General features: G+C 59.8%; 10 protein-coding genes. 3 read left to right on the forward strand and 7 right to left on the reverse strand.

Annotation, left to right across the window (positions count from 1 at the left end; genetic code table 11):
* Positions 1-567: 567 nt before the first annotated feature.
* From G3574_RS07780 to G3574_RS07800, 5 genes are all read right to left on the reverse strand, one after another.
* Positions 568-1296 (reverse strand): sterol desaturase family protein, encoded by a 729-nt coding sequence (locus G3574_RS07780; RefSeq protein ID WP_163961726.1) that lies wholly within the window; start codon positions 1294-1296, stop codon positions 568-570.
* A gap of 315 nt (positions 1297-1611) precedes the next feature.
* Positions 1612-2826, reverse strand: a complete 1215-nt coding sequence (hmpA, locus tag G3574_RS07785) for an NO-inducible flavohemoprotein (RefSeq protein WP_163961728.1) — start codon at positions 2824-2826, stop codon at positions 1612-1614.
* Between the two features lie 247 nt (positions 2827-3073).
* Complete coding sequence (locus tag G3574_RS07790; protein WP_163961730.1) at positions 3074-5815, reverse strand: EAL domain-containing protein; 2742 nt, start codon at positions 5813-5815, stop codon at positions 3074-3076.
* A 353-nt stretch (positions 5816-6168) separates the two neighbouring features.
* A complete protein-coding gene (locus G3574_RS07795) occupies positions 6169-7224 on the reverse strand; it encodes an NAD(P)-dependent alcohol dehydrogenase (RefSeq protein ID WP_163961799.1) in 1056 nt (351 codons plus the stop codon).
* Between the two features lie 190 nt (positions 7225-7414).
* Positions 7415-8221 (reverse strand): helix-turn-helix transcriptional regulator, encoded by an 807-nt coding sequence (locus G3574_RS07800; RefSeq protein ID WP_163961732.1) that lies wholly within the window; start codon positions 8219-8221, stop codon positions 7415-7417.
* Between the two features lie 124 nt (positions 8222-8345).
* On the opposite strand from G3574_RS07800, the gene G3574_RS07805 reads away from it, so the two are divergent.
* Both G3574_RS07805 and G3574_RS07810 read left to right on the forward strand, forming a co-directional pair.
* Entirely contained in the window at positions 8346-9110 is a 765-nt protein-coding gene (locus G3574_RS07805) for a class I SAM-dependent methyltransferase (RefSeq protein ID WP_163961734.1), read from the forward strand.
* Between the two features lie 84 nt (positions 9111-9194).
* Positions 9195-10547 (forward strand): MFS transporter, encoded by a 1353-nt coding sequence (locus tag G3574_RS07810; protein ID WP_163961736.1) that lies wholly within the window; start codon positions 9195-9197, stop codon positions 10545-10547.
* Between the two features lie 33 nt (positions 10548-10580).
* Here G3574_RS07810 and G3574_RS07815 read toward each other — a convergent pair whose 3' ends face one another.
* Positions 10581-11075, reverse strand: coding sequence for a TspO/MBR family protein (locus tag G3574_RS07815; RefSeq protein ID WP_163961738.1), 495 nt, complete (start codon positions 11073-11075; stop codon positions 10581-10583).
* A gap of 34 nt (positions 11076-11109) precedes the next feature.
* Positions 11110-12084, reverse strand: a complete 975-nt coding sequence (locus tag G3574_RS07820; protein WP_163961740.1) for a MerR family transcriptional regulator — start codon at positions 12082-12084, stop codon at positions 11110-11112.
* A 178-nt stretch (positions 12085-12262) separates the two neighbouring features.
* Between G3574_RS07820 and G3574_RS07825 the strand changes: the two genes are divergently transcribed.
* Positions 12263-12718: a fasciclin domain-containing protein gene (locus G3574_RS07825; RefSeq protein ID WP_163961742.1), complete on the forward strand. Its 456-nt coding sequence runs from the start codon at positions 12263-12265 to the stop codon at positions 12716-12718.
* Positions 12719-12763 lie beyond the last annotated feature (45 nt).

The raw sequence follows: 12763 nt of genomic DNA on the forward strand, positions 1-12763 counted from the left end.
CTGGCTTGATGGTATGAATAAAATTCAACCCCTAGCTCGTGGAACACAAGGCGATTGACGCTCAGTCCTTGAATTGTACTCGGAAGAGCATTGCTAATTTGGATCTGCAACACAGCAAAGCCTGTAATGGGAGCGAAAATTTCTTTACGTCATTTGGATATTGATTAGCTAGATCATGGAATTCGTACTTGTATAGTCAGCCTCCAATCGTCTGCTTCTGGCCGGTTTCCGCCTGTCAATCATATTTCCTGAACGTCTGAAAGCGGCGCCAAAGCGGTCATCCGCAGAAACGTCATAGTGGGAGCTTAATTGTGATGTTTTGTGAGCTTAACTATGACGGTGTGCACTGCCATCCATGCGCAATCACGCATGGATGGTTTTTAATGTCCCCTAATTCGTAAGTAACGGCTTCTCGATCTGTTCGGGTCATAGCCGCTTTACGACTCAAAAGTGACGGTCGATATTCTCCGGCGCGGAAGTTTGCATCGCCACTCAGATGGGGCTTTCTCGTCTCCTTGCCCCAATGACGATCCCAATCCCGATTGGATAGTGTTGCTGATACCGTTGTTACCTGCCGACAGTTTCATGCGTGTCCTGCCAGCGCAGCATATCCGTCAGCCGCTCTTCGCGCTCGGGATCGAATCCGCAACGATCTTGGAACATCTCCGGATTCTCGTAGGTGCCGAACAGCCAATCCCACCATACGATGTCGCCATAATTGTTGCGATGGCGTCCATACTGGTGGTGCACGCGGTGCATTTCCGGTCGCTGGAAGAACCAGCCGACCCAGCGCGGCGTCCGCACGCTAGTGTGGTAAAAGAATTCGCCGAGCGCCGTACACAGCGTGTATACGCTTCCCGCTTCCGGCGACAAGCCGAGTAACGTGTAAACCAGGAGGCTGCCGATGATCGAATTCACGACCATCTCAATCGGATGCTTGTAGAACGAGGTGATCACTTCGATGCGCTGCGGGCTATGGTGGATTTGGTGGAATACCCGCCACAGGAAATCCGATTCGTGCCTGGCCCGGTGCCACCAATAGAACACGAAGGTCGCAATAAAGTAGGCTGCGAGCCCTCCTGTCGCCGGTCCCAGGTGACGCGACAGGTGCAGCAGGGAGGCCGACGACAGCCAGCGTTCCCAGGTCCATCCTGCCAACAAGACGACAACTAACTGGATGGCATTAATTGCAATAACTCGCACGGGCCAGGTACGTACTTGCGGCAGTCCCCATCCGGGAACGATCCGCTCCAGTAGGAAGCAGACCGCGAAAACGGCAAAGATCGTTGTCAGCATGGCTTCTCCGTTGCTAAATGATTGGAGAACCCATCATGCGACCATGCCCTCAATGCCGCCAGCAACGATGTCGGCGGGTTTTGAAGACGCGCCCACCGGTAGTGGATTTCGCTACTTCATGGTCAACGCGATCTCAGCGTTACGCCGGTTCTGAGTGGCGGGCAGCGATATGGCAGCAGCCGGATCTTGCCTAGTGAGCAGCGACAGACTCTTGCCGACCCCAAGCTGCCAACACCCTTTCTTGCGGGGAGTAATAAAGGGTGTTGTCGTCAGCGCTTACATCTCAGGGAGTAGAGGTCCGCTGGTTACGGCCGATTACTCGGCAAACAGGTCCGGCCCGAAGACTTCATAGTGGACCCGTGGCTCTTTGATTCCCTTGGCAAGCAGCGCATCATGCTGCATGCGCATGAATGGAATTGGACCGCAGATATAGTAGTCCGCTTCAGGCAACAGCGCCTTTCCCTCAATTAGTTTGAGATCCACCAGGCCAGAGTAATCGTAATCTCTCCCTTGTTGGTCTTCCGGCAAGGGCTCATTGTAGAAAATGAGGGTTTTGAAATGAGGATGCTGTCGTGCGGTCTCGCGCAGATGGTCCTTCATGGCATGGACCGCGCTGTTTCGGGCTCCATGCACAAAAACCACGTCCCGACCCGGTGACTGCAGTATCCGGTTCAGCATGCTGATCATCGGCGTAAGGCCGACTCCGCCGCTAATCAGCACCACCGGCGTGGACGCATTGACGTCTACATAGAATGTGCCATGCGGTGCCGAAACCTTGATGGTATCGCCTACTTGAACTTGCTCGTGCAGAAGCGTTGATACATAGCCTGCGCTGTCAGGGTCCATACCGCCCTCGCGCTTGACGGAGATCCGGTAGGAGCGTCCGTTTGGTGCTTCTGACAAACTGTATTGACGGATCTGCTGCAGGCCAAGTCGCGGGACCTGCAACGCAACGCTGATGTATTGGCCCGGCTCGAAATCCATTACAGGTTTGCCGTCGGCCGGTTCAAGCACGAATGAAGTGATGACGTCGCTCTCCGGTTGTTTGGCGCGCACGACAAAATCGCGCCAGCCAACCCATCCGCCAGGTTTATCGTCCGTTTCTTCCCGCAACTGGCTTTCCACCCCCATCAGGATATCTGCCAGGTTGCCATAGGCCTGTGCCCAGGCGGAAATGATGTCGTCCGTGGCGGCATTTCCGAGCACCGCCTTGATTGCGGCCAGAAGATGTTCGCCAACAATCGGATATTGGTCTGCACGCACATCGAGGCTGACATGCTTGTGCGCAATATTCTTCAGCACGGCTTCTAGCGATTGAGGGTCTTCGATATTGGCTGCGTACGCATACACCGCGCGCGCCAGGGCCTGCTGCTGTTCACCGCGCTCCTGATGGCGCATGTTGAATGTATTCTTCAGCTCCGGATGTGCACTCAACATGCTGCGGTAGAAATGCTTGATGATGTCATAGCCGTGCTCGGCAAGAACCGGCGCTGTCGCTTTGACCGTATCTTTGGTCTTCTGGGTGAGCATAGACAATCCTCTCTAGATCATGGAAAGCTGGTTTAGCCGACGTAGAGAACCTTCGATATCGGTTACAGCGTTCGGTTCTGGCTGCAACCTAAACGTCCGCTCTCGGCCGGTTTTTGCATGTCTTCAACTTAACTCGAACGTCCAAAAGCAGGCAGAACGCGGCCTTACCGCGATCGGCCTCCCTAAACGGCTTGACCATGATGATCTTTGCCCTGCGCTCCCAGATACATCATGGCAGCAGTTGCGTCTAGCTGGCGTGCTGGTTCCGATACCATTGCACGAACTCCGACGGCGGCATGGGATGGCTGACCCAGAACCCCTGGGCCTGGTCGCAGCCTTCGCTGCGCAGGTATTCCAGGGTGTGCTCGGATTCGATGCCTTCCCCGACGATTTCAAGGTTCAATGCGCGCCCGAGGGCTATCATGGCGCGCGCGATGGCACGGCTTGCCGGGTCGCGCTCGATGCGGCGCACGAATGACTGGTCGACCTTGAGCTTGTCCAACGGCAGGCTGGAGAGGCTGCTCAGGCTGGAGTAGCCGGTGCCGAAATCGTCCAGCGCGATCTTGACCCCGAAGGATTTGAGCTGGTTCAGGATCTCGATTGCCTCGTCGACGTTGTCCATGACCGCGCTTTCGGTCAGCTCGACCTGGATACCGTGCGGCTCGACGCCCTGCTCCGCCACGATCGTTCCGAGGCGCTGGGCGAAGTCCCGCTGCCGGAACTGAAGCGGCGATACGTTGATGGCGATCACGACCCGCATTCCCTCGTTCAGCCACGCCGCATGCTGGCGGCACGCTTCCGCTGCCACCCATTCTCCAAGTGCTCCGATGAGGCCGGCGGATTCGGCGACCGGAATGAATCGTGCCGGATTGATGGTCCGGCCATCGTGGCCGATGAGCCGCGCCAGCGCTTCAGCGCCGATGGGCTTGCCGCTCTTGATATCCACTACCGGCTGGTAGTGAAGTTCCAGGCCGCCGCTTTGCAGCGCCTCCTTGAGCATGGCCTCCAGCGCATACGCGGCATCGGCCTGCGCGACCATCTCGGGCGTGTAGAACTGGTAGCTGGCGCGGCCGGACTGCTTCGCCCTGTACATCGCGAGATCGGCGGTGTGGATCAGCGAACTGATGTCGGAGGCGTGCTCCGGGTAGTAGCTGATGCCGATCGAGGGAGAAATCGAGAGTTCGAGATTGTCGACATGGATGGGCAGGCTGATGCTCTCCACGACGTGCTGGGCGACGACCGCGGCAGGGTAGCGGCTGCCGTCGACATGCGGCAGGACGATGACGAATTCGTCGCCCCCCAGGCGTCCGACCACGTCTTCGCCACGGGTGCAGGCAACGAGCCGCCTGCCGACTTCCTGCAAGACAAGGTCGCCAATGTCATGCCCGTACATGTCATTGATCGGCTTGAAGCGGTCGAGATCGATGAACAGGAGCGCTCCACGGCTGTGGTTTCTCCGGGCCGCGGCAATGAGGCGGTTGCCGTACTCGAAGAGGAGCGCACGGTTCGGAAGCCCGGTCAACGAGTCGTGCAGGGCAGCTTCGCGGATGCGTTGCTCGGTCAGCTTGCGCTCGTTGATATCGGTTTGCGTTCCTACCAGGCGGACCGCATTGCCGCGCGCATCGCGCTCCGCGGCCGTGGTCTGCAGGAGTATCCAGTGCCAATGGCCGTCTTTGGCGCGAAGGCGCAGTTCACGCCAGTAGTTGCCGCGCTGGCCCTCGATCACGTCGCGGATCAATTCCGGCATGCCCGGCAGGTCGTCCTCGTGCACGAGAGCCAGCCAATCCGCCAGCATCTTGATGTCGCCGGGCCGGTACCCGAGCATCGTAAAGATCAGGTCGCTGGCGGGAATGATCTCCTGCGTGCCGACATCCATTTCCCAGACGGCCGTGCCGCCCGCCCGCAGGGCCAGCGTCAGCCGCGTCTCGCTCTGCTGCAGCGCCGCCTCGGCGCTCTTGCGCGGCGTGCTGTCGGTGAAGATGACCGTGCATTCGCCGAACTTCGGACTATAGGCGTAGAGCGCGATCCATTTCTTGATGGGCGGGAAGTAATACTCGAAATTGCCGTCTCCGCCATGCAATCCGATTCGTCCGAATTCCCCGACGAAATCAAAATCGAAATCCCGGATTCCCGGAAAGACTTCGGTTGCCGGCTTGCCGATGACATCCTCGCGCTTCATCCCGATCATCTGCAGGCAGGCGTCGTTCATCGCCTCGTAGACATAATCGACGGGCTGTCCCGACTCGTCGGCGATGATGCGCTGGTGGGCGACGCCCATCGTCTTGTTGTCGAACAACGACCTGTAGCGCCTTTCGCTGTCCTGCAGTGCCTCCTGGACGCGCTTTTGCGCGGTAATGTCCCGGAACAGGATGGCAAAGAGGCCCGGGCTGGGGCAATAGACGCGGACGTCATAGTGCCGCTCGGTGTCATTGTTGTAGTTCTCGAAGCGGTCCGGTTTCCCCGTCAGCGCAACGGCGCAGAACCGGTCGATCCAGGTCTGCTCCACCTGCGGCAGCACGTCCCGTATTGGCCGGCCCACGACGCCATGGGGAATGCCTGTTTCCGTATAAAAAGCGTCGTTGACGTCGAGATAGCGGAAATCGACGGCTCTGCCCTGGCCGTCGCGGATCGGTTCGCCGAGGGCGAAGCCTTCCACCATGTTGGTAAACAGGGACCTGTATTTTTCCTCGCTCGCACGGATCTTTTCCTCGGCCTGCTTGCGCTCCGAAATGTCGCTGGCTGCACCAAGCCATTCCACGATGTCGCCGGTCGCATTGCGCACCGGGACCGCACGCGACATGGTCCACCCAAGGCTTCCGTCCGGGCGGCGGATCCGATGTTCGAATTCGAACACCGAACCGGCTCTCGTCGCGTCCTCGATCGCTGCCAGTACCTGCTTCTGGTCGTCAGGGTAAATGTAGTCCTCAAGCCAGTTGCGATTCGGCTGCTGCTTGTCCGCAATAAATGTTCCGCGTTGAAGCTCACGCATCTCGCTCCAGTCGGCACTCATGCGAAAAAGGACCTGAGAACTCGCCCGGATCAAAGCGTGGTAACGCTTTTCACTCTGGCGCAACGCTTCCGCCGCTTGGGTCAGCTCGCTTTTTGTCAATTTCCCGGAAAATGCTTTCTCTGGAGCCAGGCTCCTGTCAGCCGTAGGTTGTTTGCCCATCTTTTTCGCTTAGCGCCTCAGGAAGCAACCGTCCAATTTAAAGATGCGAGTCGCCCGCGACGGCAGGCGCAGTCCAGCCTTCAGTCAGTTGGACGCTCGAGCGGCGCAGCCGTTCTTTTCATTCGCGAAAGTCTTGAACAAAGTGGATGGCATGTCCTGCCGCGCGGAAGCGTTCAGGGCGTAATCGCGACCTTCAGGACACCATCGCGCTGGTTCGCGAACAAGTCGTAGGCCTGCTCGATATCGTCGAGCTTGAACCTGTGCGTGACCAGCGGTTCAAGGTTAACGCGGCGAGAGGCGACGATGTTCATGAGCCGGCGCATCCGCTCCTTGCCGCCGGGGCAGAGCGTCGTCACCAGCTTGTGGTCGCCCAGCCCGGCGGCAAAAGCATCCACCGGCAACGACAGCTTGCCCGAATACACGCCCAGGCTCGACAGCGTGCCGCCCGGCTTGAGAGAGCGCAGGCAACTCTCGAAGGTTTGCTGGGTGCCGAGCGCTTCAATGGACACATCGGCGCCGCGACCGCCCGTGATCTTCAAGATCTCGGCGACCGGGTCAACCCGCTTGTAGTCGAGCGCGATGTCGGCACCCAGCCGCTTTGCGGTTTCCAGCCGTTCGGGAAGCGAATCGACGACGATGATCTGGCTGGCGCCTTTCAGGCGCGCGCCAGCGGTGGCGCAAAGGCCGATCGGACCCTGCGCGAAGATCGCCACGGTATCGCCTATCCTGATTTGCCCTGCTTCCGCGCCGCCGAAACCGGTGCTCATGATGTCGGGGCACATCAGCACCTGCTCATCGCTGAGGCCATCGGGTATGGGCGTGAGGTTCGCCATCGCGAACGGCACGCGCACGTACTCGGCCTGGCAGCCGTCGATCGTGTTGCCGAACCGCCAGCCGCCGATGGCATGCCCGCCGCATTGGGCCTGGTGCCCGTCAAGGCAGGAATGGCACTGGCCGCATGGCGTGATCGCGCCAACGACGACGCGCTGGCCGACCGTGTAACCGGTGACGCCTTCGCCCAGTTCGGCGATGACGCCGACCGGTTCATGGCCAACGATGCGGCCGGGCTCTACCGGATATTCGCCCTTGAGGATGTGGACGTCGGTACCGCAGATCGTGGTGGTCGTGATCTTGACGAGGGCATCGCCGGGGCCGATCCGTGGAATCGGCTTTTCATCGAGAATGATTTTTCCTGGTTCGACGAAGACGGCGGCTTTCATGGTTCGCATGGACACCTCCATGAGGACGACTCGAGGAAGACGGCGCCGTGAAACGGGCAAGCCGCCGGGAGGCATGCTGTTCCCAACGCGGAGCAGCCATGGCCTCATCATGGAGAGACGGTCGCGAAACTTGCATGATCCAGGTCAAAATTGGCGAAAGAGCCGTTCGCGCAGGCCCGCCATCTACTTCAGCATCGATTCATTCAAGACTGTTATTTCCTTCAAGTAGCATCACCAGCTTGAAGCCGCGCCTTGTCGATAGAGAGAGGGTCACTTGTTCAAACGTCAGCCTGCCTTTTGTCGGATGGGAAAACTGGCGAGTTCCTCCGGCTCGGCCTACCACGTGCTGAGAACTCCACCAGCGCTTGAAGTCTTCGCTTTCGCGCTTCAAGGTCTCGATCATTCCTGACAAGGGTTCTTGATCCGCGTATTTACCGCAATCGGCGCGAAACTCCGCCACCAGCCGGTTTGCACGATCATTCCAGCCGGTAATCAATGTGCGCGCCCTCGGCTCGAGGAACATGAAGTTCAGCAGGTTGGGTCGGGTTTCCGCTCCTGGAGATGCCGGCTGATCCAGCCAGCCAGCAAGCAGATCCTGCGCGGGCCGGTTCCATGCCATGGCGTCCCACTGTCCGTTGAGGATATATGCCGGTACCTTGATCGCGTCGACGATGGCATCGAGATCGACCGTCTGGCAGGACGTCCCTTGATCCAGCTGCGTCTCGAGCATCGGATCCAGTTTGTCGGCCAGGCGAAAGAGGTATGCACGCTCGGATGGAGTCAGGCTCATCACTTCCGCCATCTTCCCCAGCACTTTCACGGAAGCCGAAATCGGCCTGCCTTGCTCGAGCCAGGTCAGCCATGTCGGACTGACGGCACAAAGCTGCGCCAGCTCTTCGCGCCTGAGGCCCGGAGTCCGCCGCCGTCCGTGTGCGGGAATGCCGACGTCTTCCGGCTTGATGCGCTCCCGGTGCAAACGGATGAATTCTCCCAGCTTGTTATGCATGGCGTCGTCCCTCGCATATTGAATGTTCTTTGTCTGGCACAAAACATACCAGTATAAATTGTTATCTTGTTATGGGATATGCGATTCACTATCCTAGGCTGACCGATTCGAGAGGAGGTGGAAAATGAAACAGCAAGCCTTGGTGGCGGAGCAATTTGGCAATACGGCGGCAGCGTACCTGACTAGCGCGGTTCATGCCGGCGGCGCGGACCTTGAAGCGGTGAAAGCCGTCGTACAACGATACAAGACACCGGCCGTTCTGGACCTGGGTTGCGGCGCTGGCCACATCAGCTTTGCCGCGGCGCCATTCTCTGCTTCCGTCACGGCCTATGACCTTTCCGAGCAGATGCTTGCCGTGGTTGCCGAATCGGCGAGGCAAAGAAATCTTGGGAACATCCACGTCATGCAGGGACCGGCCGAGAAGCTTCCTTTTCCGGATGCGTCGTTTGATGTGGTCGTGACACGATTTTCCGCCCACCATTGGGGAGACGTGCCGGCTGCGCTGAAGGAAGTCCATCGCGTACTGCATCCGGCCGGTGTGGCAATCGTCATCGACATCATTGCCTCCGAGAACCCATTGCATGACACGACGCTGCAGGCGGTCGAGCTTCTGCGCGATGCATCCCATGTACGCGATTACCGTGTGTCGGAATGGGCTGGCATGTTCGATGCTGCCGGTTTGTCCCATCAACAAATCGATGCCTGGCGATTGAAAATGGTGTTCGGCGAATGGACGGCGCGGATGCGCACGCCGCCCGATCGTGTCACGGCAATCCGTAGCTTGCTCGACACCGCGCCTGAAGAGGCCAGGAGATATTTCTCCGTCGAAAACGATCATTCCTTCTTCATCGATGCGGCATTTTTCGAGGCGAGAAAAGCGGGCGATTGAACGGGGCGTTGAATTGACGCCGTATTGGCACGACGCTTCCTGCATGCGCCACGGGGCGTCCCTTGATATTGGAAAACTGAGCTTATGATGGATGGCTTGCCGAACCCCCAGCGTTTCTATGCCTTCATCGCGATAGCCATCGCGATGACGATGGCCGTGCTGGATAGCGCGATCGTGAATGTCGCTTTACCGACGATCGGTCAGGAACTGGCCATTTCGCCGGCGGAAACGATCTGGATCGTCAACGCGTTCCAGTTGGCCGTCACCGTATCGCTATTGCCGCTCGCCTCGCTCGGCGAGAGCATCGGTTACAAGAAAGTCTACTGGTGGGGCCTGGCGGTCTTTACCGCCGCATCTTTTGCGTGCGCCACTTCCAATTCCCTGCTTGCCTTGTCCGTTGCGCGCATGGTGCAGGGCATGGGCGCGGCGGGAATCATGAGCGTCAACATTGCGCTCGTGCGCTTCATCTTTCCCAGGCAAAAGCTCGGCATCGGGATGGGTTACGCCTCGCTCATCGTGGCGGTGTCGTCCGCCGCGGGGCCGACGGTGGCATCGGCAATCCTGTCGTTCGCACATTGGCAATGGCTGTTCCTTGTCAACCTGCCGCTCGGCCTTGCGGCCCTTGTCGTGGCAGCCCGCACCCTGCCGACGACGCCAGCATCCGGCCATCGGTTCGACATGGCGAGCACCATCCTGAATGCGCTGACGTTTGGTTGCCTGATCACGGGACTCAATGGATTCAGCGACGCGGATGGCCATGCCCGCGCAGCCGTCCTGCTGGCGGGCGCGCTATTGTTCGGCGTTTTCTACGTCCGGCGCGAGCGGCGCCTTGCAATACCGATGCTGCCTTTTGACTTGCTGCGCATGCCGGTATTCGCTTTTTCGATGATGACGTCCGTCACTTCGTTCGCTGCGCAGACGATGGCGTATGTCTCCTTGCCCTTTTATTTTCAACACACGCTGGGCCGCTCCGAAGTGGCAACGGGATTCCTGATGACCCCATGGCCATTGACGACGGCCCTGATCGCGCCGCTCGCGGGGCGCCTGTCGGATCGCTTTGCGCCGGAACGGCTTTGCAGCATTGGCCTGGTCATTCTGTCGCTCGGATTGGCCAGCATTGCGATGCTGGGTTCCGCACCATCCGGTTTCGACCTGAGCTGGCGGCTGGCCGTGTGCGGCTTGGGATTCGGCCTCTTCCAGTCGCCCAATAATCGCGTCATCATCAGCAGCGCGCCGCGGGAACGCAGCGGCGGCGCGAGCGGCTTGCAATCGATGGGACGCCTGCTTGGCCAGTCGATCGGCGCAGCGTTTGTGGCGATCGTGTTCGGCTTCGTACACGGCAGCCAGACCGCATGGGTCATCTGGTGTGGCGCAAGCCTGTCGCTGATCGCCGCCTGCGTCAGCGTCCTGCGCCGTACAAGCATTGCAACAGCGTGAACCAGTGCGACGGACAGTCTGGCAGCTCAATCTTCACAGCAAATGAGGATTGAGCTGCCAGACTGAATAGTTGAGCACGGCGGCAAAACTCACCCACAGCAGATACGGCACGAGCAGGACGCCCGCCAACGGCTTGATGCGCCAGAATGACACGAGGGTTGCAACGATCATTGCCCAAAGCACCATGATGTCGGCGAAGGCCGGGGCACCGAGGTGCCATCCAAAGAACAGCCAGCTCCACAAGGCATTGAGGGCGAGTTGCAGGAGAAACAAGGCAAGGGCCTGCCTGGCCGCACGGTAGCCATCCTCGCGCCATGCCAGCCATGCGGCAATGCCCATCAGGACATAGAGGATCGTCCACACAGGCCCGAACACGGAAGCCGGCGGCGCCCAATCCGGGCGGACGAGTTGGCCATAGAAGGGACGCGCCTGTATCGATGCGGCCGCCCCGACCGCTGCGGCGATGAAGCTGACGAGGAGCCAGCCCATCAGGCCGGCCAGCTGCTTTTGCGTGCTGGAGAGCGCCATGCGGACCTCCTTTTTCTGACAACGGAAAACTTCTTCATGATGCGCCGGGAAGCGGTAGTCCCTCCGCGCGCGCGAGCTGTTCCATCGCGGTTTCCAGGATGGCGCGCGCACGGCCTGCGGCGAGTTGCAGGTCCTGGTGAAGCCGCGCGTCATCGTCGTTGCGCGATGCGCACTGGGCACTGTAGCGCTCGAAGCTGCCAACCATCAGCAACAGTTCCGCCAGGTGGCGCGGGCACTCGCATACCATGCGGTTTCCCGTGGACGTCATTGCGGAAAGGACCTCTTCATCGAAGCGGACGTCCGGTACGTGCGGGCGCTCGGGCGGCGGCAGCCTCTCGCCCGCAAGCGCGGAGCGGCATAGCACGGCCAGTTCGCCCAGTTCCGCCGGGATACGCGCGACGACGCAGTTTTGCGCACGCAAGGCGCGGATGGTCGCGCTCGCGCAGAATCGGTAAAGGACAACGACCGCCGCCGCCGCGCACGCTTCACGTGCCGAGTGGATCAAGGGCAAGGCGCTTTCGTCCAGCTCGGACAACTCGATCAGCAGCACTTCCACGTCGGCATCCTTCGGCAACGATGCGGCGCGGTCAAGCCGCGGACAACTGCATTGGACGGCAAGCTCCGTTCCCTCTTGTCCCGCAGCCCTGATCCGCCGTGCCAGGCTGTCGCCGATGACCGCCACCCTCAGCGGACCCCCCGCCTGCGCGCCGCCAGTGCGCGGCCCTGCCAGCTCCTGCAACTGTTCGATCGTGAGTCTTGCCAGCACCCCGATCGCATGCCCCTGGTCGACCAGCAGCTTGATCAGGCCGAGCCGCCGCACTTGCTCTGCCGTGTACAGGCGCCGACCGTTCGGCGAGCGCCTAGTGTCGGACAAATCATAGCGGCGCTCCCAGACGCGAAGGGTTTCCGGAGAGAGACCCGCCAGCCGCGCTGCTACACCGCTGCGGTAGCCGACGCCATTGTCTCCGCCGGTCGTTTCGGTATTTTCCTGTCCGGAAAATGTCTTCATGGCATGACCCGTTAATGAACCGTTTATGTCTTGAATATAGCAGTTCAATACATGGACATTCAAACCATTTAAACCTAAATTCAGTGCATATCCGGTTCAACGCTCCGGGTTTGACTTAGTCGTTATCGGGTCCGCCGCATCGTGCGGCAATTCACCTTCCATTTCGCAGGAGACTTCAATGAAACAGTACCTTCTGGGCGCCTCGATCGCCTTCGCATTTGCCGGTGCGCAAGCCGCTGACATCGTCGAGACCGCCAAGTCGGCGGGTTCGTTCAACACGCTGATCACCGCGGTGCAGGCCGCGGGATTGACGGACACATTGAAAGGACCGGGCCCTTTCACCGTCTTCGCACCGACCGACGACGCCTTTGCCGCCATTCCGAAAGACAAGCTCGATGCGCTGCTCAAGGACAAGGCTGCCCTGACCAAGATACTGACCTACCACGTCGTGCCGGGCAAGGTCATGGACGCGGATGTCAAGCCAGGCAAGGTCAAGACGGTTGAAGGCAGCCCGCTGTCGGTCAGCATGAAGGGCGGGAAGGTCGAAGTGGACAATGCCAACGTCGTCAAGACCGATGTCGTTGCCGACAACGGCGTCATCCATGTCATCGACAAGGTGGTGATGCCCAAATAAGCCCGAGCCATGGTCGGCGAATTTTTCCAGTCGCCGACCGGCATG

This window comes from Noviherbaspirillum galbum (genome assembly GCF_010974945.1).
In the GTDB taxonomy this organism is placed as follows: domain Bacteria; phylum Pseudomonadota; class Gammaproteobacteria; order Burkholderiales; family Burkholderiaceae_D; genus Noviherbaspirillum; species Noviherbaspirillum galbum.

Excerpts from the sequence above, each read along its gene's own strand:
- G3574_RS07780 (WP_163961726.1), bottom strand. The coding sequence starts at position 1,296 with ATGCTGACAACGATCTTTGCCGTTTTCGCGGTCTGCTTCCTACTGGAG.
- hmpA (WP_163961728.1), bottom strand. The coding sequence starts at position 2,826 with ATGCTCACCCAGAAGACCAAAGATACGGTCAAAGCGACAGCGCCGGTT.
- G3574_RS07790 (WP_163961730.1), bottom strand. The coding sequence starts at position 5,815 with ATGCGTGAGCTTCAACGCGGAACATTTATTGCGGACAAGCAGCAGCCG.
- G3574_RS07795 (WP_163961799.1), bottom strand. The coding sequence starts at position 7,224 with ATGCGAACCATGAAAGCCGCCGTCTTCGTCGAACCAGGAAAAATCATT.
- G3574_RS07800 (WP_163961732.1), bottom strand. The coding sequence starts at position 8,221 with ATGCATAACAAGCTGGGAGAATTCATCCGTTTGCACCGGGAGCGCATC.
- G3574_RS07805 (WP_163961734.1), top strand. The coding sequence starts at position 8,346 with ATGAAACAGCAAGCCTTGGTGGCGGAGCAATTTGGCAATACGGCGGCA.
- G3574_RS07810 (WP_163961736.1), top strand. The coding sequence starts at position 9,195 with ATGATGGATGGCTTGCCGAACCCCCAGCGTTTCTATGCCTTCATCGCG.
- G3574_RS07815 (WP_163961738.1), bottom strand. The coding sequence starts at position 11,075 with ATGGCGCTCTCCAGCACGCAAAAGCAGCTGGCCGGCCTGATGGGCTGG.
- G3574_RS07820 (WP_163961740.1), bottom strand. The coding sequence starts at position 12,084 with ATGAAGACATTTTCCGGACAGGAAAATACCGAAACGACCGGCGGAGAC.
- G3574_RS07825 (WP_163961742.1), top strand. The coding sequence starts at position 12,263 with ATGAAACAGTACCTTCTGGGCGCCTCGATCGCCTTCGCATTTGCCGGT.